Source organism: Mycobacterium sp. OAS707, from assembly GCF_014873705.1.
Taxonomy (GTDB): Bacteria; Actinomycetota; Actinomycetes; order Mycobacteriales; family Mycobacteriaceae; genus Mycobacterium.
The window spans coordinates 967,808-991,880 of sequence record NZ_JADBDS010000003.1 but is presented as its reverse complement, the minus strand read 5'-3'; the positions used below and the strand labels follow the sequence as shown (position 1 = coordinate 991,880).

30 protein-coding genes are annotated in these 24,073 nt (G+C 66.3%); 16 read left to right on the top strand and 14 right to left on the bottom strand.

Annotated features, from left to right (window positions below):
* The first annotated feature begins 4 nt into the window (after positions 1 to 4).
* Complete coding sequence (locus tag GGC64_RS23075) at positions 5 to 304, top strand: hypothetical protein (protein ID WP_192724822.1); 300 nt, start codon at positions 5 to 7, stop codon at positions 302 to 304.
* 3 nt (positions 305 to 307) lie between these two features.
* Here the strand turns inward: GGC64_RS23075 and GGC64_RS23070 are convergent, their stop codons facing one another.
* On the bottom strand, positions 308 to 2,218 hold the full coding sequence (locus GGC64_RS23070) for a potassium transporter Kup (protein ID WP_192724821.1): 1,911 nt from the start codon (positions 2,216 to 2,218) through the stop codon (positions 308 to 310).
* A 33-nt stretch (positions 2,219 to 2,251) separates the two neighbouring features.
* Between GGC64_RS23070 and GGC64_RS23065 the strand changes: the two genes are divergently transcribed.
* The 3 genes from GGC64_RS23065 to GGC64_RS23055 are packed head-to-tail and all read left to right on the top strand — an operon-like array spanning position 2,252 to position 4,465.
* Complete coding sequence (locus GGC64_RS23065; protein WP_192724820.1) at positions 2,252 to 3,418, top strand: alpha/beta hydrolase; 1,167 nt, start codon at positions 2,252 to 2,254, stop codon at positions 3,416 to 3,418.
* Between the two features lie 6 nt (positions 3,419 to 3,424).
* Positions 3,425 to 4,228 (top strand): hypothetical protein, encoded by an 804-nt coding sequence (locus tag GGC64_RS23060; RefSeq protein WP_192724819.1) that lies wholly within the window; start codon positions 3,425 to 3,427, stop codon positions 4,226 to 4,228.
* 9 nt (positions 4,229 to 4,237) lie between these two features.
* A complete protein-coding gene (locus GGC64_RS23055) occupies positions 4,238 to 4,465 on the top strand; it encodes an enoyl-CoA hydratase-related protein (protein WP_225952143.1) in 228 nt (75 codons plus the stop codon).
* On the opposite strand, the gene GGC64_RS23050 is transcribed toward GGC64_RS23055, so the two are convergent.
* Positions 4,458 to 5,123 carry a class I SAM-dependent methyltransferase gene (locus GGC64_RS23050; protein WP_192724818.1) on the bottom strand — a complete coding sequence of 222 codons (666 nt, stop codon included), beginning with the start codon at positions 5,121 to 5,123 and terminating at the stop codon, positions 4,458 to 4,460. The two genes, GGC64_RS23055 and GGC64_RS23050, sit on opposite strands and share 8 nt — an antisense overlap.
* Before the next feature lie 121 nt (positions 5,124 to 5,244).
* Between GGC64_RS23050 and GGC64_RS23045 the strand changes: the two genes are divergently transcribed.
* From GGC64_RS23045 to GGC64_RS23025, 5 genes are read left to right on the top strand one after another with little or no spacing between them, the layout of a single operon-like run.
* Positions 5,245 to 6,201: a DUF4129 domain-containing protein gene (locus GGC64_RS23045; RefSeq protein ID WP_192724817.1), complete on the top strand. Its 957-nt coding sequence runs from the start codon at positions 5,245 to 5,247 to the stop codon at positions 6,199 to 6,201.
* On the top strand, positions 6,198 to 6,680 hold the full coding sequence (locus GGC64_RS23040; RefSeq protein WP_192724816.1) for a hypothetical protein: 483 nt from the start codon (positions 6,198 to 6,200) through the stop codon (positions 6,678 to 6,680). Before GGC64_RS23045 ends, GGC64_RS23040 begins: the two co-directional genes overlap by 4 nt.
* Complete coding sequence (locus GGC64_RS23035; RefSeq protein ID WP_192724815.1) at positions 6,677 to 7,648, top strand: MoxR family ATPase; 972 nt, start codon at positions 6,677 to 6,679, stop codon at positions 7,646 to 7,648. The genes GGC64_RS23040 and GGC64_RS23035 overlap by 4 nt, the downstream gene beginning before the upstream one ends.
* 4 nt (positions 7,649 to 7,652) lie before the next feature.
* Positions 7,653 to 8,918, top strand: coding sequence for a DUF58 domain-containing protein (locus tag GGC64_RS23030; protein WP_192724814.1), 1,266 nt, complete (start codon positions 7,653 to 7,655; stop codon positions 8,916 to 8,918).
* The gene (locus GGC64_RS23025; protein ID WP_192724813.1) at positions 8,915 to 9,328 is read left to right on the top strand and encodes a hypothetical protein; all 414 of its coding nucleotides are present in this window, start codon (positions 8,915 to 8,917) and stop codon (positions 9,326 to 9,328) included. Before GGC64_RS23030 ends, GGC64_RS23025 begins: the two co-directional genes overlap by 4 nt.
* 139 nt (positions 9,329 to 9,467) lie before the next feature.
* Here the strand turns inward: GGC64_RS23025 and GGC64_RS23020 are convergent, their stop codons facing one another.
* Positions 9,468 to 10,142 (bottom strand): DUF899 domain-containing protein, encoded by a 675-nt coding sequence (locus GGC64_RS23020; protein WP_192725254.1) that lies wholly within the window; start codon positions 10,140 to 10,142, stop codon positions 9,468 to 9,470.
* Between the two features lie 68 nt (positions 10,143 to 10,210).
* Complete coding sequence (locus tag GGC64_RS23015) at positions 10,211 to 10,672, bottom strand: hypothetical protein (protein WP_192724812.1); 462 nt, start codon at positions 10,670 to 10,672, stop codon at positions 10,211 to 10,213.
* 146 nt (positions 10,673 to 10,818) lie between these two features.
* Between GGC64_RS23015 and GGC64_RS23010 the strand changes: the two genes are divergently transcribed.
* On the top strand, positions 10,819 to 11,463 hold the full coding sequence (locus GGC64_RS23010; protein ID WP_192724811.1) for a TetR/AcrR family transcriptional regulator: 645 nt from the start codon (positions 10,819 to 10,821) through the stop codon (positions 11,461 to 11,463).
* A gap of 69 nt (positions 11,464 to 11,532) precedes the next feature.
* Here the strand turns inward: GGC64_RS23010 and GGC64_RS23005 are convergent, their stop codons facing one another.
* On the bottom strand, positions 11,533 to 11,796 hold the full coding sequence (locus GGC64_RS23005) for a hypothetical protein (RefSeq protein WP_192724810.1): 264 nt from the start codon (positions 11,794 to 11,796) through the stop codon (positions 11,533 to 11,535).
* Between the two features lie 241 nt (positions 11,797 to 12,037).
* On the opposite strand from GGC64_RS23005, the gene GGC64_RS23000 reads away from it, so the two are divergent.
* Both GGC64_RS23000 and GGC64_RS22995 read left to right on the top strand, forming a co-directional pair.
* Positions 12,038 to 12,439 (top strand): hypothetical protein, encoded by a 402-nt coding sequence (locus tag GGC64_RS23000; protein WP_192724809.1) that lies wholly within the window; start codon positions 12,038 to 12,040, stop codon positions 12,437 to 12,439.
* Between the two features lie 70 nt (positions 12,440 to 12,509).
* Positions 12,510 to 12,785 (top strand): hypothetical protein, encoded by a 276-nt coding sequence (locus GGC64_RS22995; protein WP_192724808.1) that lies wholly within the window; start codon positions 12,510 to 12,512, stop codon positions 12,783 to 12,785.
* 4 nt (positions 12,786 to 12,789) lie between these two features.
* Here the strand turns inward: GGC64_RS22995 and GGC64_RS22990 are convergent, their stop codons facing one another.
* Positions 12,790 to 13,131 carry an aminopeptidase gene (locus GGC64_RS22990; RefSeq protein ID WP_192724807.1) on the bottom strand — a complete coding sequence of 114 codons (342 nt, stop codon included), beginning with the start codon at positions 13,129 to 13,131 and terminating at the stop codon, positions 12,790 to 12,792.
* 128 nt (positions 13,132 to 13,259) lie between these two features.
* On the opposite strand from GGC64_RS22990, the gene GGC64_RS22985 reads away from it, so the two are divergent.
* Positions 13,260 to 14,153: a DMT family transporter gene (locus GGC64_RS22985; protein ID WP_192725253.1), complete on the top strand. Its 894-nt coding sequence runs from the start codon at positions 13,260 to 13,262 to the stop codon at positions 14,151 to 14,153.
* On the opposite strand, the gene GGC64_RS22980 is transcribed toward GGC64_RS22985, so the two are convergent.
* A complete protein-coding gene (locus GGC64_RS22980; protein ID WP_192724806.1) occupies positions 14,150 to 14,434 on the bottom strand; it encodes a hypothetical protein in 285 nt (94 codons plus the stop codon). The genes GGC64_RS22985 and GGC64_RS22980 overlap by 4 nt on opposite strands.
* A gap of 27 nt (positions 14,435 to 14,461) precedes the next feature.
* A complete protein-coding gene (locus GGC64_RS22975; protein WP_192725252.1) occupies positions 14,462 to 16,153 on the bottom strand; it encodes a sodium:solute symporter family protein in 1,692 nt (563 codons plus the stop codon).
* Positions 16,154 to 16,287: 134 nt separating this feature from the next.
* On the opposite strand from GGC64_RS22975, the gene GGC64_RS22970 reads away from it, so the two are divergent.
* Genes GGC64_RS22970 through GGC64_RS22960 form a run of 3 tightly spaced genes read left to right on the top strand, consistent with a single transcriptional unit; the run spans position 16,288 to position 19,240 of the window.
* Positions 16,288 to 17,067: a DeoR/GlpR family DNA-binding transcription regulator gene (locus GGC64_RS22970; protein WP_192724805.1), complete on the top strand. Its 780-nt coding sequence runs from the start codon at positions 16,288 to 16,290 to the stop codon at positions 17,065 to 17,067.
* Between the two features lie 44 nt (positions 17,068 to 17,111).
* Positions 17,112 to 18,155, top strand: coding sequence for a galactose-1-phosphate uridylyltransferase (galT, locus tag GGC64_RS22965; RefSeq protein WP_225952386.1), 1,044 nt, complete (start codon positions 17,112 to 17,114; stop codon positions 18,153 to 18,155).
* Positions 18,152 to 19,240: a galactokinase gene (locus tag GGC64_RS22960; RefSeq protein ID WP_192724803.1), complete on the top strand. Its 1,089-nt coding sequence runs from the start codon at positions 18,152 to 18,154 to the stop codon at positions 19,238 to 19,240. The genes galT and GGC64_RS22960 overlap by 4 nt, the downstream gene beginning before the upstream one ends.
* Here GGC64_RS22960 and GGC64_RS22955 read toward each other — a convergent pair.
* The 6 genes from GGC64_RS22955 to GGC64_RS22930 all read right to left on the bottom strand — a co-directional run bounded on the left by GGC64_RS22955 (position 19,229) and on the right by GGC64_RS22930 (position 24,070).
* Positions 19,229 to 19,987, bottom strand: a complete 759-nt coding sequence (locus GGC64_RS22955) for an ANTAR domain-containing protein (RefSeq protein WP_225952142.1) — start codon at positions 19,985 to 19,987, stop codon at positions 19,229 to 19,231. The genes GGC64_RS22960 and GGC64_RS22955 overlap by 12 nt on opposite strands.
* 44 nt (positions 19,988 to 20,031) lie before the next feature.
* The gene (locus GGC64_RS22950) at positions 20,032 to 20,343 is read right to left on the bottom strand and encodes an STAS domain-containing protein (protein WP_192724801.1); all 312 of its coding nucleotides are present in this window, start codon (positions 20,341 to 20,343) and stop codon (positions 20,032 to 20,034) included.
* Positions 20,344 to 20,346: 3 nt separating this feature from the next.
* Positions 20,347 to 20,769: an ATP-binding protein gene (locus GGC64_RS22945; protein ID WP_192724800.1), complete on the bottom strand. Its 423-nt coding sequence runs from the start codon at positions 20,767 to 20,769 to the stop codon at positions 20,347 to 20,349.
* An 85-nt stretch (positions 20,770 to 20,854) separates the two neighbouring features.
* Positions 20,855 to 23,041, bottom strand: a complete 2,187-nt coding sequence (locus GGC64_RS22940; RefSeq protein WP_192724799.1) for a SpoIIE family protein phosphatase — start codon at positions 23,039 to 23,041, stop codon at positions 20,855 to 20,857.
* A complete protein-coding gene (locus tag GGC64_RS22935; protein WP_192724798.1) occupies positions 23,038 to 23,664 on the bottom strand; it encodes a SpoIIE family protein phosphatase in 627 nt (208 codons plus the stop codon). The genes GGC64_RS22940 and GGC64_RS22935 overlap by 4 nt, the downstream gene beginning before the upstream one ends.
* On the bottom strand, positions 23,657 to 24,070 hold the full coding sequence (locus GGC64_RS22930) for an anti-sigma regulatory factor (RefSeq protein ID WP_192725251.1): 414 nt from the start codon (positions 24,068 to 24,070) through the stop codon (positions 23,657 to 23,659). The genes GGC64_RS22935 and GGC64_RS22930 overlap by 8 nt, the downstream gene beginning before the upstream one ends.
* Between the last annotated feature and the right edge of the window lie 3 nt (positions 24,071 to 24,073).

Sequence of the window (24,073 nt, the reverse complement as noted above, 5' to 3'; positions counted from 1 at the left end):
GCGAATGTGGGTATCCGTCAGCATGGCGTTCAAACTCACATACATCGACGGACAAGAAGACACCTACGACGACGACACCAAGTGGGAGGTCGACGACGGCGTTCTCAAGCTGGGCCGTGGCGACGGCGATTGGTCGGTGCTCGTCTCCCCGGGTCACTGGGCGACGATCGAGCTCGGCAAGGGCAAGAAGGACGGCAAGAAAGACAAAGACGAAAAGAAGGACGAGACGAAGGACAAGGCGAAAAGCGACGACAAGGACGACAGCGACGACGACGACGACAACGACGACAAAGAAGACGGCTGACGCTCAGACCTCGATGCGTGAGCCGATGATGACCGTGCGGTCCAGCGGCAGATTGAAATACGCCGCGGCGTCGGCGGTGATGTAGGACGTCGCAATGAAAAGGCGCTTGCGCCATGGCGACATCGTGGCGTCGTCGCCCACCATCAGCTCCAGCTTGGACAGGAAGTACGAAGCCGTGTCCACGTCGATGTGTCCTTCGGTGTGCGCGGGATCGAGAAGTCGCAGCGCCGCAGGAATATCCGGCCGTTCCATGTAGCCGTAGCACACGTTGACGTGGATGATGCCGTCTCGCTTGTAGCCGAGTTCGTCGATCGTTATCCGCTCGTCGTCGGGGACTCGTGGCACGGGCATCGTGTCGAGAGACATCACGACGGCATGCCGGTGCAGCACCCGGTTGTGCTCGACGTTGGCCCGCATCGCAAGCGGCGCTGTCTCCTTGCCGCGGTTGAGGAACACCGCCGTGCCGGCCATTCGCACCAGAGGCGGCTCGCAGTCGCGAAGGCCGTCGACGAACTCGCGCAGCGGGCCTTCGGCCTTTTCCCTTGCGCGCGTGACAATTTCGCGACCCTTCTGCCAAGTGGTCATCACCGTGAATGCGACGGTGGCGATCAGTAGCGGCAACCAGGCGCCGTGCACGAGCTTGGTCATGTTGGCGGCGAAGAACATCAAATCAACGAGCAGCACGAAGCCGCCGACGCTCAGCACCACCCAGAGGGGCCATCGCCATTTGGATCGGGCGTAGTAGAAGAACAGCGCGGCGACGATCGTGATCGTTCCTGTGACCGCCATGCCGTAGGCATAGCCCAGGGCGGCCGAGCTGCGGAACGCGAAGACGAGGATCAGCACCATCACCGTCAGCACGCCGTTGATCCATGGCACGTAGATCTGACCCATCGTGGACGCCGACGTGTGTTCGATGCGCAGCCGCGGTAGGTAGCCGAGTCGGGAGGCCTGCGACGCCACCGAGAACGCACCGGTGATCACCGCCTGCGACGCGATGACCGTCGCCGCCGTCGCAAGCAGCACCATCGGAATGCGGGCCCACTCCGGGGTGAGAAGGAAGAACGGCGCGCTCACCTTCGACTCGTCGGCGAGCACCAGGGCGCCCTGGCCGAAGTAATTCAGTGTGCAGGCCGGCAGCACGAGCCCCAGCCAACCGATGGTGATGGCCTTGCGCCCGAAATGGCCCATGTCGGCGTACAGGGCCTCGGCCCCGGTGACCGAAAGCACGATCGCGGCCAGCGAGAAGAACGCGATGTGAAAGTGGCCCACCAGAAACGTCAGTGCGTAGGTCGGGGAAAGCGCCTTGAGTATCTCGGGATTGTCGATGATGCCGAGCACTCCACACGCGCCGATCGCCGCGAACCAGGCGATCATCACAGGCCCGAAGAACCGTCCGACCGCCGCGGTGCCGTGTCGCTGGACGGAGAACAACCCGACGATGATCACCGCGGTGATCGGCACGATGAAATCCTCGAAGCCCGGCTGGATGACCTTCAGGCCCTCGACGGCCGACAGCACGGAGATCGCAGGCGTGATCATGCTGTCGCCGAAGAACAGTGACGCCCCGAAGATCCCGAGCGCGGCCAACACCATCGCGGTGCGGTGGCGGCGTTGGCCGTTCCAGCGGCGCAACAGCGTGATCAGCGCCATGATCCCGCCTTCGCCGTTGTTGTCGGCACGCATCACCAGCGTGATGTAGGTCAGCGTGACGATGATCATCACCGACCAGAAGATCGTCGACACCACGCCGTAGACGTTGGCCGTCGAAATCGGCACGGGGTGCGGGTCGCCGGGATTGAACACGGTCTGAAGGGTGTAGATCGGGCTGGTGCCGATGTCACCGAACACCACGCCCAGTGCACCGATCACGATGGCCGGTCGCAGCGCCTGCCGAGTGTCCACGGTTGACATCGTTGCATCCGCAGGTGTCGGAGAAGATGAATCGTGCCTGTCGCTCCCGTCATAGCCGTCGCCGCCGCACTGCTCGTGGTGCCGACCGCACTCGCGGTGGTGGGCACCTATCTCCACACCGTGCCCTATCTCGGCCTCGTCACCGCGTATGTGCCCTGGTACCTGCCCTGGCTGATCGTTGTGGCGGTGGCAGGCGGCGTGCTCGCGGTCGTGCACTGGCGGATGCGCAGCAGTCGCATCGGCGCCGCGCTGGCGGTCATCGCTGCGCTGACCGTCGCGGGCGGGGCGGTCATCGATGCCCGCATGGTCGCATCCGTTGAGCACGCAGGCGCCGACATCAGCCTGCTCGACACGTTCGGTGTTGGCGCGCCGAAACTCGCCGCGCCCGACGACGAGGTGACGTACTCGACTCATGAGGGTGCTCCGCTGCGCCTCGCCGTCTTCCGGCCGCGCGAATCTCGTTCTCCCGCACCGATTCTCGTCTACATCCACGGCGGAGGCTGGGTTGCCGGGGATCTCACCGGCCACAGCGCGGACCTTCGGTGGTTCGCCGACCACGGGTGGCTGGTGGTCAGCGTCGACTACACGCTGTCCTCAGCAGACCGTCACCTGTGGGACGTGACGCAGGCGCAGCTCGGCTGCGCGCTGGGCTGGGTCGTCGCGAATGCGGCCAAGTACGGCGGTGACCCGACGCGACTGTCGGTGTCCGGGCACTCCGCTGGCGGAAACCTCGCGGTCAACACTGCCTACCTGTCGGCAGCGGGCAGGTTGCCGTCGTCATGCGGCGGCACCATGCCGAGGGTCGCCGCGGTTTCGGCGGTGTACCCGGTGGTCGACCCGGCAGGCTTCTACGACAACCGCGACCCTGCGTTGGGCGCGACGTCGCGCGGCATGGCCGGCGCCTACACCGGCGGGTCGCCGCAGCAATTCCCCGATCGCTATGCCCGCATCGCCTCCGAGACCCACATCAGCGCCGACGCGCCACCGACGCTGGTCATCGTCGGCGAGGCCGACCATCTGGTGCCGGTCGACGGCACCTATCGGTTCGTCGAGCGGGCGCGGGCCGCCGGTGTCGACGTGGCGCTCGTCGACGTGCCGTACGCCGACCACGTCTTCGACGGCAGGCGCGGCAGCATCGGCGAACAGGCGTATCGGCAGCTGACCGCGCGCTGGTTGCGCGACCACGGCCAGTCGCCGTAGCGGATCATGGATGCCATGGCCGACGCACTCGACGAGCTGTACGAGGTCAAGCCCGAGGAGTTCACCGCGCTGCGGACAAAGCTGGCCGCGGCGGCCAAACAACGCGGCGATTCCGATTCGGCCAAGCAGATCTCGGCCGCACGCAAACCGACGATGGCGGCGTGGGTGGTCAACCGCCTCGCCATCCGGGACCCGGACACCAGGACGCGCCTGGCCGGACTCGGCGAGCGGCTGAAGGATGCGCACACCGCGATGGACGGTGAGCGCATCCGCGAGCTGTCCAGGGAGCAGCGCCGACTCGTCGACGACGTGGCCAAGCAGGCCTTCGAGGAAGCCGAGCTCACCGACCCGTCGGCCGCGCTGCGTGACGACGTCGCCGGCACCCTGCAGGCCGCGATCGCCGACCCGGACGTCGCCGCTCGACTCGGGCGACTGGCCAAGGCCGAGCAGTGGTCGGGGTTCGGCGAGTTCGGCGATACCGCAATGGTTTTCACGTCGTCACGCAAACCGGCGGCCACCCGCGAAAAGCCGGCGGAACCGCCGAAGAAGGACGACGACAAGGCCCGCGAGCGGGAGAAGGCGCGGGCGGAGCTGGCCGCGGCCGAGCGCGCGAAAGCCGACGCGGACGAGGCGCTGACCGAGCTGCAGTCCGATCTCGCGACTGCCCGGTTGCGTCGTGACGATGCCCGTAGACGGCTGAAGGACGCCGAAGAGGCGTTGGCGGCCGCAGAAGACGCCTACGCCAAGGGCAAGCAGGCGAGCCGCGACGCAGGGGCGGTGGTGAAGGCCGCGAAGGCCCGGCTGCGGTAGACAACTGTGATGGACGTGCAACTGGCCGACGGTGTGACGGTCGTCCGCATCGACCATCCGCCGGTCAACGCGTTCACTCTGGATCTGGTCCGGGACGCGACAGCCACGGTCCGCAACATCGACGGGCCGATCGTGCTGACAGGGGCGGGGGCCTGCTTCTCGGCAGGCGTGGACCTGCGCGCGATTCTCGACGGCCCGCCCGAGTACACCGACACCTTCCTCGCCGCGCTCAAGTGATTGCGCGGCAGCTGATTTCCATGCTGTCGCCCTCGCGGACCGGGAAGTTCACGCTGACGTAGCCATTGGCCGGATCACGCACATGGTCGAGGTATGGCCGCGTGTCGGCCATCGACGTGTTGTCGGCCACGATCAGCGCGCCGGGCGAGAGCTTGGGCTCCAGCAGTTCGATCACCGGAAGATAGAGCTCCTTCCAGCCGTCCAGCAGAACGAAGCCGATCGGCCCGTCGATCGCCGCCAGCGTGGTGAGTGCGTCGCCCTCCAGGACAGTGATGAGATCGTCGAGCCCGGTCTCGGCGAACGTCCGCTTCGCCGTGGCGACTTTTGCCGCACTCAGTTCCGTGGTGACGACTCGGCCGGTGCCGTTGTCGCGCACCGCCGACGCAAGATGGAGCGCCGAGATGCCAAGGGACATCCCGAATTCCACGATCGTGGCAGGCCGAGACGACCGCACCAGCGCATAGAGCAACCGGCCCGCATCCGGTGTGACCGGCATGTAGATCTCGCTGAGCGCATCGGCGCGCTCCTGTGCGCTTGCGTTGGCGACTCGTTCGAACAGGGCGCGGTCCTCGCGTAGCCGGGCGAACTGTTCGCCTGCTTCGGTGTACATGCGGTCGAGGGCGGACGCGACGCGGGCGTCCTGCAGTGTGGTGGTCACTCGGTCCAAGATAGCACCGCACCGATATATCGCAACGTATCGCGATGCAACGCTCAGAAACTCCGTCCGCAGCCTCGACGCCCGTGCCAGGATGGGATCAGCCCAGCCGATTGGTGTGCCGATGGCCGGTATCGAGAGGTCGACAGCGCGAGTGATCGCGGTGCTCGCGCTGTTGTTCGTCACCGCGTGGGCACTGCGCGGCTATCTGCCGGGCGTCGAAGCCGCAGCCGACCGAACGCGGCCGGCAAGCAACCCGGCGGCGCTGATCGTCGATATCGCGTTGGTCAGCATCTCGGTCGGAATCATCGCGTTCGCGATCGTCGCCCGACTGCGCAATCGGCAGGTGCGCCGCCCAGGGCCGACGTCGCTGCCGGAGGGGCGGGGCGCGATGGGCCGCCCGACATGGCGGTTGTCGCTCGTCGCGCTCGCAGTGGTCATTGCGTGGCTGCTGCTCGTGCTGGTGCTGTCGCGACTCGGGTTCGGGCAGCCGGGGGATCATTCTCCGACGGGCGCGGCGACCGCCGCAGATCCAGGCACTTCGGCGCAGCCCGGCCCTAATCCTGTTCCACCCCAACCGGATTCCACAGCGCAACCGGGTCCCAATGTGGTCGGCTACCTGATCCCGCCGATGCTCATCCTGATGGTGTTGGTGGTCTTCGGCACGGTTGTCGGATCGCGCAGGCAGCGCCGTGCCACGGCGTGGACCGCCGAGGGTCAGGTGCCCGAAAGCCCTCAGCAGCCCGGCGCGGCCGAATCCCTGGCGCGCGCAGCCGAAGTCGGCCTCGCCGAGATCGGTGACCTCAGCCGCGAACCGCGGGAGGCGATCATCGCGTGCTACGCCGCGATGGAGCGCGAACTCGCCCGCGTGCCCGGCGCGGCGCCGTTGGATTGCGACACCCCGTCGGAGGTGCTGGCCAGGGCCGTCGGCCAACATGCGCTCAACGCCGAGAGCGCGACGCGCCTGGTCGAGCTGTTCGAGGAGGCACGCTTCTCACCGCACGTGATGAACGAGGGACACCGGGATGCCGCGGTCGACGCGCTGAGGCTGGTGCTCACGGACTTGCGGAGCATGGCATGAAAAGGCTTGTCGCCGCGGGCATCTTCATCGTGGTACTCGTGGAGATCACCGCGATCGCGGTGCTTGACCGCGAAATCGTGCTGGTGGTCGTCGGCGCAATGGTGGCGTTGGTGTTACTGGGCCTGCGGTTCTATCTGGTGCGCGAGCGAGGCGACGAGTCGGACGCGACGGGCAACGACGCAGCGGAGTCGTTGCGCCGCTGGATGTCTCGCACCGAGACGTTGATCAGCCGCGCGGAGTCGACGCGCAGGGACTGGGACCGCCACCTGCGGCCGATGCTGGCCCGGCAGTTCGAACTGGCGACCGGGCAGCGACAGGCCAGGAACCTTGCGGCGTTTCACGCCACCGGCACGATGCTGTTCGGGCCGCAGCTGTGGCAGTGGGTGGACCCGCAGAACGTATCCCGGTCCGGCGAAAGCGAACCCGGGCCGGGCCGAGACGCCCTCGATGAGATTCTGCGACGGTTGGAGCAAGTATGACTCCGAATGCTGGACTGCCCGTGGCGACCACCACCGCCAACTGCGAAGCCGTGCTCGACGAGATCGGCCGGGTGGTGGTGGGCAAGCGTGGCGCCCTGTCGCTGATCCTGACGACCGTGCTCGGGGGAGGTCACGTTCTCATCGAAGATCTGCCCGGCCTCGGCAAGACGTTGATCGCGCGGTCGTTCGCGGCGGCACTTGGCCTCGACTTCACTCGCGTGCAGTTCACCCCGGACCTGTTGCCTGCCGACCTGCTCGGCTCGACCGTGTACGACATGCAGTCGGGCCGTTTCGAATTCCGCAGAGGGCCGATCTTCACCAACCTGCTGCTCGCCGACGAGATCAACCGGACGCCGCCGAAGACGCAGGCGGCGCTGCTGGAGTCGATGGCAGAAGGTCAGGTCAGCATCGACGGCGTCACGCACAAACTCCCCGCCCCGTTCATCGTGCTGGCCACCGACAACCCGATCGAATACGAGGGCACGTATCCGCTGCCGGAGGCTCAACTCGACCGCTTCGCGATCCGACTCGAACTGCGGTATCTGTCCGAACAGGAAGAGGCGTCGATGTTGCGGCGACGCCTGGACCGCGGTTCGGCGGAGCCGACGGTGAATCAAGTCGTCGATGCGCACGACCTGCTCGCCATGCGCGAGTCGGTCGAGCAGGTGACCGTGCACGACGACGTGTTGAGCTACGTCGTGTCGCTGGCCACCGCGACCCGTCAGCACCCGCAGGTGGCAGTGGGCGCCAGCCCCCGCGCGGAACTCGATCTGGTGCAGCTAGCCCGCGCCAGGGCGCTGCTGCTCGGCAGGGACTACGTGATACCCGAGGACGTCAAGTCGCTGGCCGTCCCCACCATGGCACACCGGATCAGCCTGCGGCCGGAGATGTGGGTGCGCCGGGTACACGGGTCCGACGTCGTCGAGGAGCTGCTGCGGCGGCTGCCCGTTCCGCGGACAAAGACCTGACGACGTGATCGAAACCCGCACCACCGAAGTCGAGTTGCGCTGGCGCCCTTCGCCTTTGACGCGCTCGCTGGTGACGTGCGCGGCAGTCGCGTTGGTCGTCGCGGTGATCGGCGGCTACTGGCAGCTGGTCGCGTTCGCGGCCCCGATGGTCGGCGTGCTGGTTTCGGTCGGCTGGCAGCGGCACGCGCCGAGGGTGCATGTGCACGCCGAGCCCGGCTCGCAGCGATGCTTCGAGGCCGAGGAGACCCGGCTGACGGTTTGGGTCAGCGCCGAAAGTGCCGACGCGACAGTGGCTCTCACCCTCGAGACCGTCGACGGCATGAGCCTCGAAACCGTCGACTCGGGGTCGCCCGAGCGTCAGACCGCGACCGTCACCGCCGACAAGTGGGGCCGCTATCCGATCGTGGCTCGCGTCAACGTCGTTGCCCGCGGGGGACTTGTCCTCGGCACCGGCGTCGTCGACGCCGCCACGGTGTTCGTGTTTCCGTTGGCTCCGCCGCAGGCAACGGCGATTCCGCGCACCGAACTGCTGGACCGGCTCGGCACCCATCTGACCCGGCACATCGGACCGGGCGTCGAGTACGCCGACGTCCGCCGCTATGTCCCTGGCGATCAGTTGCGCACGGTCAACTGGCCGGTCAGCGCGCGGCGCGGCAGCCTGCATGTCACTGAGCGGCTGACCGACCGCGCCGCGGACGTGGTGGTGATGATCGACGCGTACCCGCAACCGCCAGGCCCGGCCACCGAGGCCACCGACCGCGTCGCCCGCGGCGCCGTGCAAGTGATGCAGAGCGCGCTGCGCAGCGGTGATCGCGCGGGCGTCGTCGCGCTCGGTGACCGCCACCCACGCTGGCTGGGAGCCGACATCGGGCGCAGGCAGTTCTACCGGATTCTCGACGCGATGCTGACCGCGGGCGACTTCGAGACCACACCGGGCACGCTTGCGCCGCGCGCCGCTCTTCCGCCCGGCGCGATCGTCGTCGCATTCTCCACCCTGCTCGACACGGAATTCGCGCTGGCACTGATCGACGTGCGCAAGCGTGGCCACACCGTGGTCGCCGTCGACGTGCTGGAGGGCGCGCCTTTCGAGGAGGAGCGTGACGGCCTGGTGGCCCGAATGTGGTCGTTGCAAAGGTCGTTCATGTACCGCGACATGCGCACGATCGGCGTCGACGTGGTGTCGTGGCGCGCCGACTCCACCCTCGATCAGGCGATGCAACTGGTTCCCGACCACCGCAGACCCGCGCGACCGCGGGCGGCGTACACATGAGCAACCGCGCCGTTTCGACGGCTTTCGGTCTGGTGATGGTGGCGTCGGCCGCAGCGCAGGCCGACGGTCCGGCGCTGATCGCGGCCGTCGTCGCGGCGGCTGCCGTGTTGGTGAGCAGTTGGCTTCGGCCGGCGGCCTCGGTCGCGGTGCTGTGCACCGTCGCGGTGATCGTGCTCGCCGACGCCGATCCCGTGCTGGCCGCGACGGCGGGGCTCTGCGCGACGGCCTACCTCGTATTGCGACACACCGCGGCGGTCGGTTCGCCGACGGTGTTGGGAGCGGCGGGATTTACCGCGGCAGGGCTGGCGGCAGCGTCGCTTCCGTTCCAGTTGCCGTGGGTACCACTGCTGGCGCCGCTGGCGGTGCTGGGGCTTTACGTTCTGATGACTCGTCCATATTGGACGTCGTGATCTCGACACCGAGCGTCACAGGCATGCGTCGCCTGATCGCATTGTCCAGCCAGCCCATCAGCAACGCCTCTCTGTAGTTGGGCGGGAGATTAATTGACGCGGCTTTGGTACGTGAGCGTTTCGAAGTACTAATTTGCTGTCAAGTCCCCGTCGCCGGGTATTCGTCGTGTCGGCGCCACCACTGATAGGGCGGTGTTTGCGGGTAGCCGTCGGGGGAGTCCTCCCACTCCTCCTGACGGCCCAGCGCGGTGATGTCCAGGTATGACCACGTGCTACCCATCGCTTCGTCGCCACGGTTGTCGACGAAGTACGTGCGGAAAACCTCATGGCCGTCTCGCAGGAATGCGTTGGTGCCGTGCCATTCGTCGACCCCGAAGTCGGCGTCGAACGAATCGGTCAGGGTGAACCACGGGATGTCCCAGCCCATCTTCTTCTTCAACCGCGTGATCGCGTCCTGGGGCGCACGGGAGACGAACACCAGGGTCGTGTCGCGGGCGTTGAGGTGAGCCAGATGGCCGACCTGGTCCGCGAGCATCGAACAACCGGGGCAACCGGCGTCGGGCCAGCCGTCGACATCGGGCTGGAAGAAGAACCGGTAGACGATCAGCTGGCGCCTGCCGTCGAAGAGATCGAGCAGGCTGGCCGGACCGGCGGGACCGTCGAAGAGGTAGTCCTTGTCGACGGCCATCCTCGGCATCCTCCGACGCTGAGCCGCCAGCGCGTCGCGGGCGCGCGTGTGCTCCTTTTCCTTCACGAGTAGTTCCTGGCGGGCGGCGTCCCACTCCTGTGGCGAGACGATCGGCGGCAGGTCCATCGGCGCATCTCCTTCGGTCGGTCCGAGGTATAGACACTCCGACCGGCCGAAAGTCATCGGCGTGAACCTCAGGTGGCGGCGTTGTGCGACGTCGTCTTCCGCCAGGAGTCTGCGCCTTTGGGGTGCGAGTTGATTTGGTGCTTGAGGCCTTCGGCATGGGTCGGCAGCCGGTCCCACTGGATCTGAATATGGTCGATGTGGGCGCGGTCGAAGACGACCGGCAGATCGTCGCAGGGTTTCGGCCATTGCTCGCTGTCCAACTCGAAGACCTGGTCGCCCGAGAAAAGGCCGACGCCTTCGGCCTGGACGACGTACGTGATGTGACACGGCGCCCGGCTCGCACCGGGGTTGCTTGCTGTGCAGCCGACGACATGCATCCAGCCCTCGACCGGATCACGCATCGTCTTGCCGCGATCGGCGGTATATGCGGGTCCCAACTCACCAAGCGCGTCGACCATATGATCGGGACCAAGCGTTGCTGGCATTCGCTCTCTGATCGCTCTTTCCAGCCAGCTGTCGAAGAAGCCCATCGTGCCCCTTTCCTGCCTTCGAGCGGACAGTAATTGACGATGTCGAAAAATGGAACCCGTTCTAGAAATATCTCCGGCTGCGGACCGGGCACTGTCACAGTGCGTATCGGACCAAACGTTCCAATCCGGCGGGTTACAGTAAGTGGGTGCCGCAGCAAGACAGTCCAGCGACGCGGCCCAAGTTGACGTCACGCGGCGCTGCCACGCGCAACCGCATCGTTCTTGCCGCCGCCGAGTTGATGCATGTGCAGGGCGTCGCAGCGACCACGATCGACGACGTATTGGCGGCGAGCGCAGCGAGTAAATCCCAGTTCTACCAACACTTCGAGGACAAATCGGAGTTGGTGTACGAGGTCATCACGATGCGCGCTGACGAGATTCTGTCCTGGCAGCGGCTACGACTGGAGAAGGTCGATTCGTTTCGCGGGCTCTACCAATGGCGCGACGCGATGGTGCAGCGGTGCGCGCTGCGGCGGGGGCTGTGGGGTTGCGAACTCGGTTCTCTGGCTGCGGAATTGTCCGATACCGACGACAAGGCCAGGGCCTCGCTGTCGGAGCATTTCTCCGAGTGGCGGGGCCTGCTCGGTGCGGCGCTCGAGCGGATGCGGGACAACGGCGCGCTCGTCGCCGACGTCGACGTGAAATCCCTTGCGACAGGGCTACTTGCGGCGGTGGAAGGCGGTTACCTGCTGTCCCAGACGGGACGGGACCCGCGGCTCATGCAGTCGGCGCTGAACATGGCGATCGGCCACGTGGCGTCCTTCGCGACCGCGGGCACAGCAGTGCGGTGAGAGCGCCAAAAACGCGGCCGGCGAAATGTCCGCCGGCCGCGATCTGGACCTGATCGACCAGTCCGGCGGCTAGTTGTCGCCGGGGATGGCCGTCGGCGCCGGTGGCGCCTTGACCGGAGGCGTGAACAGGTTGCCGCCGGTCGGGTTGATCGACTTCTCCGTCGGAGCGGGCGCAGGCGCAGGCGCCGACGTCGTCTCGCTGGTGGTAGTCGTGGTGGTGGGCGTCGTGGTCTCCGGTGCCTTCTCGCCCTGACCACAGGCTGAGAGCACGCCCATGGCGATGATCGCGCCCATGCCGGCGGTAGCGGCGAGGCGACGGGTGCCTGACCTCATATTGCGTCCTATCTGTATCGAGAACTGAACTATATCGTCCAAAAAACCTGCTCGTCAACGTGACAATCGGCATCGCGCGGGACGCGGCCGTCCAACTCGGGGAGTGCTGTCAAGGGCGGGCCTGGTATTGGCAGGAACTTGCATTGTTCTTATCAGCGTCTTGCCAGCCAGCGTCTCTAACGTCCTGTGCACAAAACCCTCAGTTTTTGACAAGCACAACCACAGGCTCCGGAGGTCGTACGTGAAGAAGTTCGGCGTTTATGCCATCAGCGCTGTCGGTGCGGCGGCGGTGTCGATGGCGTTCTTTGGTTCCGGCGTCGCCGCGGCCGACGACTACAGCGGGCAGACCTATGGCGACGCGTCGAAGGCCATCAGCGATGCGGGCAAGAAGGCCGTCATCGCCAGCCGGGCCGGTGACACGCTCGCCGACGACGAATGCATCGTCTCGCATTCGCAGTCGGCGCCGTGGATCAAGGGTGACGACTTCTCCCCTGTCACCGACACCGTCCTGGTCTACCTGAACTGCAACGCCACCGTCGCGTCTGCAAAGGATCCCGGCAACTCGGCGGCCAGCCCCGAGGGCCGGGCGGCCATCCAGAAGGCACAGGAAGACGAGGCCAAGGCCGCGTCCGGATCTTCGTAGCGCCAGCCCCGGCCGCGGGCCGCGCTGCCCAGTAGGGTGAGGCCAGGCATCCACGAAGGGGAGGGCGGGAATGAAGCTTCAGGTGTTGCCCTACGTCACCGTCGAGATCGACGATCGGCTCCGCCGTCGCGTACGCCGTGCGGGAGAACGCCTGCGCGTCAACGTCAGGGCGTATCTGCTGAGCGCCGCCGACGACGTCGACGCGGCCGGTGACAGGGTGCGCGACCTGTGCGACAGAGCCGTCCATCGAGTGGACACAGTCGTCGAGCGAGTCACCGACAAGCTGGGCACCGAAGAACCGCGCGAGCCGCGCCTGCACCTCGTCGGCGGCCGCGAGGCCAGCTAGCGCGCTAGGGCGTTCGCGCGCCGGTCCGGCCGCCGACCACGAACGAGCCTGCGATCACCACCAGACCGATCACCGCGACCGGAATGGCCCACGTCCGCCGGCTCGAGACCGCCGATTGACATTGCTGGACATAGTCGGTGTGCGGGATGACTTGGTTGAGTATCGGCAGGTTGGCGGGATTCTGGTTGTCCGCCTGCTGTGCGGCTGACTGATCGGCAGCGAGACCATTGCCGCATCCGATGCTGCCGTTGTCGGGCCCGGGCACCGATACGGGCATGAGCAGCCCGATGATGCCGACCACGAGCACGACCGCCCCCACCAGCAAAATCAACCGTCGCAAGTTCATGGGCTGTTTTATGCCCAATCGCCCGGGTTTGAAACCATCTGGACAGCTGGCCCGAAGGGTGCACCGCGCGCGCATATATGTTGTTCTTGTCCGGTGTGGTGGCCGTGGCCCGAAAGGAGCGCGACGCTTTGGTAGGCCATGGTCTGACGGTGTTGCTCGCCGTGCTCGCCGCGGTGTTTCTTGCGATCGGAATCGTGGTGCGCCAGCGCGCCACGATGGACGTCCCACAAGAGCACGGCGTCAGTTCGGTCATGTTCCTCACCCTGCTGCGCCGTCCACTGTGGTGGGCAGGCACCGCGGCGGCGGTCGCGGGGTATGTCTTCCAGGCGCTTGCGCTGGCGAAGGGCTCGCTGCTGTTGGTGCAGCCAATCCTGGTGTCGGCGCTGCTTTTCGCGCTGCCGTTGAGCGCCAGGCTGGCCCACCGGCGCGTCACCCGCGGCGAATGGCTGTGGGCTGTGGTGCTGACGGTTGCGCTTGCGGTGTTCGTCGTGCTCGCGAAGACCCGCCCCGGTGACTACGAGGCGTCGCTGCCGTTGACCGCGCTCGTGGCGGTGATCTGCACGGCCGCGGTGTGCGCATGCGTGGTGGTCGCGACTCGCACGATGGGCTGGAAGCGCGCAGTGTTACTCGCACTCGCAGTCGGTGTGCTGTTCGGTGTCGTCGCGGTGCTGACCAAGCTGTTGATGCACGTCCTGATTCACGAAGGCGTACGCGCACTGCTGAGCACGCCGGTGCCGTATCTGCTTGCGCTGATTGCGGTTTTCGCAACCTTCCTGCAGCAGTCGGCTTTTCACGCCGGGTCGCTGCAGACGTCGGTGCCGACGATGCTGGTGCTCGAACCGCTGATCGCCGTCTTGCTCGGCGCGATCGTGCTCGGCGAGAACTTGGACGTCAGCCACCTCGACGCCGTGCTGATCACGATCAGCACGATCGCGATGGTTTCGGCCACCATCGCGCTCGGTCGCGACGAGGGTGCCTACGAGGAGCAACTCGAGGCGGCGATGGCGCGCCGCTCGGCCTAGTGCGGCTCGGTTTCCTCTGTCGCTGAGGCTGTTTCGGGTGTTTCAGGCACCTTCACCGGCCGCAGTAACGCCCAGCCGATGAACACGATCGAAACGGCGATGAGCACCAGGCCCACCCACCAGTTGGCGTCGGTGCCCACATACAGGTCGACGGGGTTGTCGGTGGCGGCGCTGTGGTGGTTGCCGAGCAGGGCCGGGACGAAGCCGGCGATGGTCAGCACGATGCCGTAGATCCCGAGCAGCGCGCCGATGATGTTGCGGACGTCGAAAAGGTGTCGCATCTTCAAGTCCTTCTCAGTGAAAGCCGGCTAGTGGAAAACGATGTTGAGCACGATGACCAGTGCGAGTGAAACCGCGGCGAGCGGAACAGGCTTGTAGTACCACGCCTTTCCGGCACTCTCAGGGTCGGAGAAGACGTCCTTCGACGTCTCGGAGTACACCAGTCCGACCAATTCGCTGACGGGCTTCGGCGTGGTCACCATGGTGACGGCCACGCTGACGGCGATGTCGACGACGAACGCCACCGATGCGGCGACGAACGGCACGCCCTGGCCGGGAAGGCTGAGCACACCGACCTTGGAGAGAATGAAAACGAAGATGGCAGAAAGGGTTCCGCTGACCAGGCCGGCCCAGCCTGCGGTCGACGTCATCCGCTTCCAGAACATGCCGAGGATGAAGGTCGCGAACAACGGCGCGTTGAAGAAGCCGAACAGCGTCTGCAGGTAGTCCATCAGGTTGGAGTAACCCGCCGCGATCAGCGCGGTGAAGATCGCAAGGATGGTGGCGGCAATGGTGGCGATTCGCCCGACAGCGATGTAATAGCTGTCGGGCCGGTCCTTGACGACGTAGTCCTGCCAGATGTCATAGCTGAACACGGTGTTGAAGGCGGAGATGTTGGCCGCCATGCCCGCCATGAACGAGGCCAGTAGGCCCGCGATGGCGACGCCGAGCAGGCCGTTGGGCAGGATGTCGCGGATCATCAGCAGCATCGCGTCGTTGTACGTGATGTCGCCTTTGCCAGTCGTTTTCAGCCGGATCATGTCGCCGATCGACGCGGCGGCGATCATGCCGGGCACGATGATCACGAACGGGATGAACATCTTCGGGAAAGAACCGATGATCGGCGCACGCCGCGCCGCGGATATCGAGTCCGAAGCCATCGCGCGCTGCACCTCGACGAAGTTCGTGGTCCAGTATCCGAAGGACAGCACGAACCCCAGACCGAACACGATCCCGATCACCGACCACACCGGGCTGGAGAACCCGGACAACGCCGTACCTGGCCATGTGGTGAGCTGCTCGTGTGTCGTCGCTGTCACCTTGCCGGAGGAGACGGTGTCAATGACCTTGTCCTTCAAGCCATTCCAGCCGCCGACCTTCGTCAGCCCGAATATCGTCAGGGGCACCAGCGCCGCCACGATGACGAAGAACTGCAGCACCTCGTTGTAGATCGCGGCCGAAAGGCCACCCAGCGTGATGTAGCTGAGAACAACCAGCGCTGCGACGATCAGCGACAGCCACCGCGGCCAGCCGAGCAGCGCGTTGATGACCGTCGCAAGAAGGAACAGGTTGACCCCCGCGATCAGCACCTGCGCGGTGGCGAAGCTGATCGCGTTGACCAGGTGGGCGCCGGGCCCGAAGCGCCGCCGCATGAACTCGGGCACGCTTCGCACCTTGGAGCCGTAGTAGAACGGCATCATCACCACGCCGAGGAACAGCATGGCCGGGATCGCGCCGATCCAGTAGTAATGCATGGTCGACAGCCCGACCTGGGCGCCGTTGGCGGACATGCCCATGATCTCGACGGCGCCGAGGTTCGCCGAGATGAACGCCAGACCGGTCACCCAGGCGGGCAACCGGCGGCCGGACAGGAAGAAGTCCAGGCTTGTCGAGATCTGGCTTCTGGCGATGAAGCCGATGCCCAGGACGAAGACGAAGTAGATCGCGACGAGCACGTAATCGAGCCAGCCGAGGTTGAGGCGCAGCACGTTTTCGGTCATCTCGTAGTCATCAACTCCTTGGTTGGAGTAAGTCGAATCCAGCACATGATCGGTCACAAACAACCAGAAACTAACAGGGCGACCCCAGCAAACTGGGCCAAATCAGGAAATTTTGTTTGATATTGTGCGTTCCCATGCTCGCCGCCGAACGCCGATATGCGATCTTGCGGGCGTTGAACGCCGACGGAGCGGTCCGGGTCGCCGACCTGGCCGCCGAACTCGACGTGTCCGAGATGACCGTGCGCCGCGACCTCGACGCGCTGGATGCGCAGAATCTGCTTCGCAAAGTGCACGGCGGCGCGGTGACCCGGCACAACCGCGGAGAAGAACCGTGGTCGTCGGTCAAGGCGGGCCAGCAGCGCGCCGAGAAGGCGGCGATCGCCGCGGTGGCAGCCGAGACCGTCGAAGACGGCATGACGATCGCGATCAGTGCAGGCACCACGACCACAGAGTTGGCGCGCCGGCTGCGGCACCGGTCGTCGATCACCGTGGTGACGAACTCGCTGCGCGTGTTCGAGGTGCTGACCGATCCCGACGCGACCGACGCTCCGCAGGTGTATCTGTCAGGCGGAGTCCGCACGCCGTCGGATGCGCTCGTCGGACCCGTGGCCGAGGCGACGATCGGGTCCTTCCGGGTGGACGGCACGTATCTCGGCGTACATGGCTTCGACCCGGAGGCGGGCTTGACGACACCGAATATCGCTGAGGCACAGACCAATCGGACGATGATCGGCATCGGCGCTCAGTTGACGGTGCTGGCCGATCACACCAAGTACCGAGAAGTGGGGACAAACGTGTTCGCACGCATGCGCCGGGTCGACAACCTGATCGTCGACGACGGCCTTGACATCGTCGACCGCGGCATCGTCGAGGAACATGTCGGGCGCCTGACCATCGCCACGGTGCACCCGTGACCGACCCGACGAGATGGCCGCTTGCCGACGGTCGTGAGCTGTTGATGTTCCCGTTGGCCGGGCACACCCCGGCGCCGGTGCCCGACAGGCGCCCGCTGCCCGAGCGCGGTGATCAACGGTCGCAGTTGCGGTTCGACCGCCAGACCGGGCAGTGGGTGATCATCGCGGCGCTGCGCCAGGATCGGACCTACAAGCCGCCTGCCGACCAGTGCCCGCTGTGCCCCGGTCCTACCGGGCTAACCAGTGAGATCCCGGCACCCGACTACGACGTCGCGGTGTTCGAGAACCGCTTCCCCAGCTTGTCCGGGGCGGGCGGTGCCGCGTTCGAGCTTCCGTACCCCAACGGGGATCTTTTCCAGTCCGCCCCTGGCCACGGCCGATGCGAGGTCATCTGCTTCTCCAGCGATCACACCGGCTCGTTCAGCCAACTCGCGCAGGCGCACGCGCGCCTCGTCGTCGACGCGTGGCGGCATCGCACCGCGGATCTGATGGCTCGCCCCGGCATTGCGAACGTGTTCTGCTTCGAGAACCGCGGCGAGGAGATCGGCGTGACGCTGACCCACCCGCACGGTCAGATCTACGGCTACCCGTATCTGCCGCCGCGGGCGGCCGAGATGCTGCGCGAGGCCCGCGCTTATGCCGACCGCACGGGTGGCAACCTGTTCACCGACATCCTTGCCCGCGAAGTTGGCGAGGGCAGCCGCATCGTCGCGAGCACCGAGCTGTTCACCGCGTTCGTGCCGTTCGCGGCGCGGTGGCCCGTGGAAGTGCACATCTATCCGAACCGATTCGTACACAACCTCGTTGACCTGACCGACGCAGAGCTCGACGGCTTCGCGCAGATCTACCTCGACGTCCTGAAGCGGTTCGATCGCATGTATCCCACTGCGCTGCCCTATATTTCGGCACTCCACCAATACGCCAACTCCGACGAACAGCGGCAGGGCTACTTTCACGTCGAGCTGATGTCGGTGCGGCGCAGCGCGACCAAACTGAAGTTTCTGGCCGGCTCGGAGTCCGCGATGAACGCATTCATCAGCGATGTGACTCCGGAGAGTGTGGCCGAGCGACTGCGGGAGTTGGCATGATTCGATACGCGGCGCCCGGTCGGATCAACCTGATCGGCGAACACACCGATTACAACTTGGGCTTCGCGCTGCCGATCGCGCTACCCGAACGCACGGTGGTCACCTATGCGCCAGATGACGGCGGGCAACTCGCGGTGCGCAGCGACCAGGAAGACGGCGACGTGTCGATCCCGCTCGACACCGCACCCGGCGACGTGGACGGCTGGGCGGGCTATGTGGCCGGGGTGATGTGGGCGCTGCACGCGGCAGGCCACCGAATCCGCGGCGGGACGATGTCGATCGTCAGCGATGTCGAAATGGGCTCTGGTGTCTCGTCTTCGGCGGCACTGGAGTGCGCGGTCATCGGCGCGTTGACAACGGGCGCCGACATTCACCTCGATCGCGTCGAACTGGCCCGCCTGGCGCAGCGGGCCGAGAACGAATACGTCGGTGCGCCGACCGGAATGTTGGATCAACTGGCCTCGCTGTGTGGTGAATCGCGCAAAGCGTTGATGATCGACTTTCGTGAGCCGACCGTCGAACCGGTGGCGTTCGATCCCGACGCCGCCGATGTCGCCCTGCTGCTGATCAATTCGCGGGCACCACACCAACATGCCGGTGGGGAGTACGCATTGCGCAGGGCGTCGTGTGAACGGGCGGCCGCCGACCTCGGCGTGGCCTCGCTGCGCGAGGTCCAGGACCGCGGCGTTGCCGTGCTGGCCGGGGTGGCCGATCCCGTCGATGCCCGGCGGGCCCGCCACATCCTGACCGACAATCAGCGCGTGCTCGATGTCGTTGCCGCGCTGCAGGATTCCGACTTCACGACGATCGGCCATCTGTTCAACGCATCCCAGGCATCGATGCGCGACGACTTCGAGATCACCACCGAGCACATCGACCTGATCGCCGACACCGCGGTGGCGGCAGGTGCGTTGGGCGCCAGGATGACCGGCGGCGGCTTCGGTGGATGTGTGATCGCGCTGGCGCCTGCCGCGAAGTCCGACCACATCTCCGACGCCGTCCGCACAGCGGTCGCCGACGCCGGCTACAACGCGCCGACGATCGTCCGCACCAACGCGGGTGCGGGCGCACACCTATTGCGGTAGTGGCGGGTCCGAGAGTGCGGCCCACATCAGCCGGGCCGCTTGCCGGGTGCGTTCGTCGGGCGTGATCGGCGCTCCGGTGTCTGGTTGTTCGGCGGGCGCGCCGCTGATGTGCTCGAGGAGCGCGACGGCCAGTTCCCGCAGCTTCACGTTGAACTCCTGGCTGGCGCGACGCAGGATCCGCCACGCGTGGTCGGCGTCGCAACGCACCAGGCCCATCAGCGCACCCTTGGCTTGCTCGATAGCGCCGCGTGACTGCAGCACCGTGATGATGTCGGCGATCGCGGACGCGTTCTCGGCCGCGGTGGTGATCAACGCCGCTGAGATCAGCTGTTCGTAGTTGATCAGGCTGGCCACCGTCGCAGCGCCGGCAGGTTGGGACAGCGTGCAGCAGATGACGACCGTCGCATCGTCGGCCCACACGCCGGGAACGGCGGCGACGCCGTGTAACTGTTCCCACGTCGACTCATATTGCGGCGCAAGGCTATTCATACTCGCCAGGGTCAGCTGGGGCCAGCGGTTGTCGGTCCACAGGTCTGGACTCAGCACCGGCACCTGATAGGCGATTGCATCGGGAACCGGACCGCCGATGCCTGCCAGCTGAGCTTCGACGAACTCGGCACCCACACCGATTGCGGCGAGCACGGACGGCGCCTCGTCATGGCGCTTGTCGTGCACCGTGATCGTCAATCCGACCGCATCGAGGTGGTCGGACTGTATCCGCTCGAGGATGCGATGCAGCAGCGCCATCAACTGCGGATGCTGGCGCGGTTGAAAGTGGGGCGGGGGCATGTTCAGTCGCGGGTCGCGACGGTGGCTACGCGGTCGAGGCCGGAGATGTTCAGCAGCGTGATGATCGGTCCCGTCGCAGGCACGATCAACGCGAGCTTCGTCGTCGCGGCGACAGCGAACAAGGCTCGTACGGCAGCGCTGTCGCAGTAGGTCACCTCAGAGAGGTCGACCGTGATCGTGTCGCTATCGGCGGCGGCGCGGTCGAGGACTTCGGAGAACTCGTTGACGTTGGCCAGGTCGATGTCTCCGGACGCGGTGACCACCGGCGGCTGCTCGGCGTCCGCGGCGGACATCTGGAACTGACGGTTGTTCATTAACTACAGCTCCTTGCGCATTTCCACCGTGGTCCCCTGCGGGGTTGGCGTGATCGTGACTGTGTCGACGAGGGCCCTCATCAACCTGCTGCCGTGGCCGCGACCCCGCGGACTCGACTGTGGCGCATGCCAGCGGCCGTTGTCCTTGACGGTCAACGCCAGACCCGTATCAGTGGCGCGTGCCGTGACTTCCACGACGACATTGTGGGCGGCGTCGCGCACAGCGTGTTCGATGGCATTGGACGCGGCTTCGCCGACGGCGAGCAGCACCTCGGCCGCGGCCGAGGCATTCACCGCCGCGGTCGGCAACCACTTGCGCAGGTGGGCGCGGATGACGGCCAGGCTCGCCGGGATCGCGGGTAACAGCACCCGCATCGGCGCGGGTTGACGCGCGTCGGTACTGGATGCCCCGGATATCTTGGTCATCAGTACCTCCGGCACGTCGAGCGGCAGGCCCGACAGCCGCAAATTGCCGTAGCTGTCATATCACGTGAACCTTCACGGTGTGGGCCTATCCGACCGCGAACCGCATGCCGACAGTGGTGCCGTGCGCGGTGCCTTCCAGGTCGACCTTGTCGCTGAGTGTCCGCATCAGCAGCAGGCCCCTGCCCCTGGTGCCGGGGTCGGCGGGCGGTGTCTTCCACGAACCAGAGTCGGCGACCCGGATGTGAATGTGCTGGTCATCGACCGCCCCCTCCACCCGCATCGGGCCGGGGTCCTGACCACGGTAAGCGTGCTCGGCGCTGTTGCTGCACGCCTCGTTGACCACCAACACGATGTCCGCGGCCTGCATCTCGGATACGCCGGCGCTGTGCAGCCACGCGGTGAGCTGATGCCGGACATCGGTCAATCGTGCTGGAATCGCGTCGATTTCAATGACGAGCGCGGGGCCCGGGTGACGGTACAGCACGATCGCGACATCGTCGTCGTAGCCGAGGGCGGGTGCCAATTGCTCGAGCATCGTGTCGGCCACGGTGTCCACCGGCAGCTCCGTGGTCCGCGTCAGCACGTCGCCGACCCGAGCGATGCCGGCGTCGATCGGTTCGCCACGCCGCTCGACAAGACCGTCGGTGTAGAGCAGCAGGGTGGAACCGCCGGTCAGGGTCGTGGTGGCCTGTGGGCGGGGTTCGTCCCTGTGCACGGCCAGCGGCACCGACCGCGCATCGATCAACAGCTGTGGTTCAGCCTCGACATCGGCCAGTACCGCGGGCACGTGTCCGGCACTGCTGTAGGACAGCGTCTCGGATTGTGCATCGAGGATTGCGACGAAGACGGTGGTGCAGAACGCATCTGGAATGAACGCCGCTACTGAGTCGAGGTGTTCGAGCAATGTCGCCGGCGATTCACCCGTGAGCAGCAGCGCACGGGCCGAGCTGCGCAGCTGACCCATCACCGCAGCCGCGGCCAACCCGCGACCGACGCAGTCGCCGACGATGATGCCGATCCGGTCGTCGCCGACAGGCAGCACGTCGTACCAGTCTCCGCCGATTTCCAGCGGTGAGACCGCAGGCTCGTAGCGCGCCGCGAAGCCAGGCGGCAGTTCTGTCGGCGCGAGCATCGCCCGCTGCAGCGTCAACGACGTGTCACGGGCGAGCTCGAACTGGCGCACATGCTGCATGGCAAGGCTGAGGTGGCCGGCGAGCGCGGCGACCAGTTGGCGGTCTTCCGCGCCGACCCTGCGGGGTGCGTCGAACTCGAGCCACAGGGTCAGGTCACGCGTCAAAGTGGCCACGATGCCATGTGCGTAGTCGAATTCCGTTGCCCAGCCGACGGTTTCGACCGATAGCGGAAGCCATGCCCTGGCGTCGTCGAGCGACCGCCGCAGCTCGGGTTCGAGGTCATGCCACGTTACTGTCACGGGCGTGCCTGCGAGGTGCACCGTCGGTTCTTCGTATTCGCTGGGCGGCCACGCGATCGCGGCCACCTGCCGCACGCCCAGCCTGGTTCGGCACTCGTCGAGGGTGGCCGAAAGCACCTCGCCGATGCTCTTGGCGACGCTGACCGCGGTCGCCAAATGAGCGACGGCGCGCTCACGTTCGGCAGCGGCGCGCGGGGCGGTGATGTCGCGAATGGTTCCGACGTAGGTCCCCCCGGCGTCCTCGGCGCCCGGTGAGGTGACTTTGTTGACGCTCATCGCCACCCATACGGTGTGACCGTCGCGATGCCGGATCGGCGCCTCGGCCTCCAGAGTGCCCTCGGCGAGCAGCCTTGACAATCGATCACCCGAGCCGGCGTCGTCGGCCATCCACGGGTGTTGCCATGCGTACGGCAGACCCTCGGGTCCGTAACCGGTGATGTCGGCGAACGCCTCGTTGACCTCGATGACCGCGCCGCTGCTGTCGGAAACGAAGAAGCCCTCCTGCAGCGAGTTCACCAGAGCCGTGCGGAACTCGTCGCGGTCGGCCAGATCGTCGGCGCGGGCCCGCTGCTGCTCGTATCTCTTTGTGCCGTCGATGAATCCGCGCGTAGCGACGTCCAGTGTCGCCAGCGTCTGTAGCAGAAACTGCAGCGCGACCGCCGAGTCTTGCCCTGCCACCAGGCGTGCGTGGTTCTCGATGATGTCCAGGATGCTGATCTGTTCAGCCAGTGCGCGGCGTCCGAGTTCATGGCCGACTGCGAGGGTGTCTTCGCCCTGTGCGGCGAGGTAGGCACTCAGCGCGGCGGCGTAGGAGGCGTGAAACTCGGCCGCGGGAGTCATGACGAGACGCCCCGATGCCGCGCCGTGAGCACCAGCGCGTCGTCGGACTCGCGGCTGTAAACGTCGAGGATGTGTTCGGCGATCGACATCGCTGGTGCGGCGAAGTCGATGCCCTTCACGTGGTCTTCCAAAATGCCGTCGGTGGCGATCACGAGCAGGTCGCCGGGGGTCATCGATACCTGGTGGGTGGCCAGGGCGTGCGGGATGCGATAGCCGACGATGCCGCCCGACAGCAGTGCTGAAGCCCGGATGTGGATACCGGCTGCACTCTTGGAGACCAGGTCGGCCGTCACGTTGCCGATGCCGATCCAGCTCAGCGTGTCGGTCTCGAAGTCGATGCGCGCCAACGTGATTGCCGCGCCGCGTGTGTCGGTGAGTCCGCGGTGACAGCGCTGCAGCAGCACGTCGAGCGGTTCATTGCGGCTGCGGTTGACCACCTCGTCGGCGCGTAGTGCCGCGGTCTCCGCGGCCGTGCCGTGACCGAGCCCGTCGGCGACCCCGAACAACGCGGCGGTGCCTCCGAGGTCGACGGCGATCGGATAGTCGCCGCACACGTCCTCGCCGGGTAGCGGGCGACGCGCCGCGGCCCACTCAATCGGTCCGATCGACCCCTTTCTACGCATTGGCCGGTATCCACTTCCACATCTCGACCACCGTGCCCTGCCCGGGCGTCGACTCGACGATCAGTCGATCCATCAAGCGTCGAGCACCGGGTAACCCGAGGCCAAGGCCCCGGCCCGTCGAGTAGCCATCCTCCAAGGCACGTTCGATGTCGACGATGCCGGGACCCTCGTCCTCGGCCCGCACCACCAACGCCGTGCGTCCGTCCCGCTCGGCGACCGCGACCCGGATCGCGCCGGAGCCCGCGTAACTGGTGATGTTGCGCGCCACCTCCGAGATCGCGGTGGCGATCATCGTGACGTCGGTCAGCGAGAAACCGAGATCCCGGGCGAGCTGATGCCCGGCCTGGCGGGCAGCGACGATGTCGTCGGAATTCTTGACGTCGATCACTTCTTCTCTCGGGGTCATCTC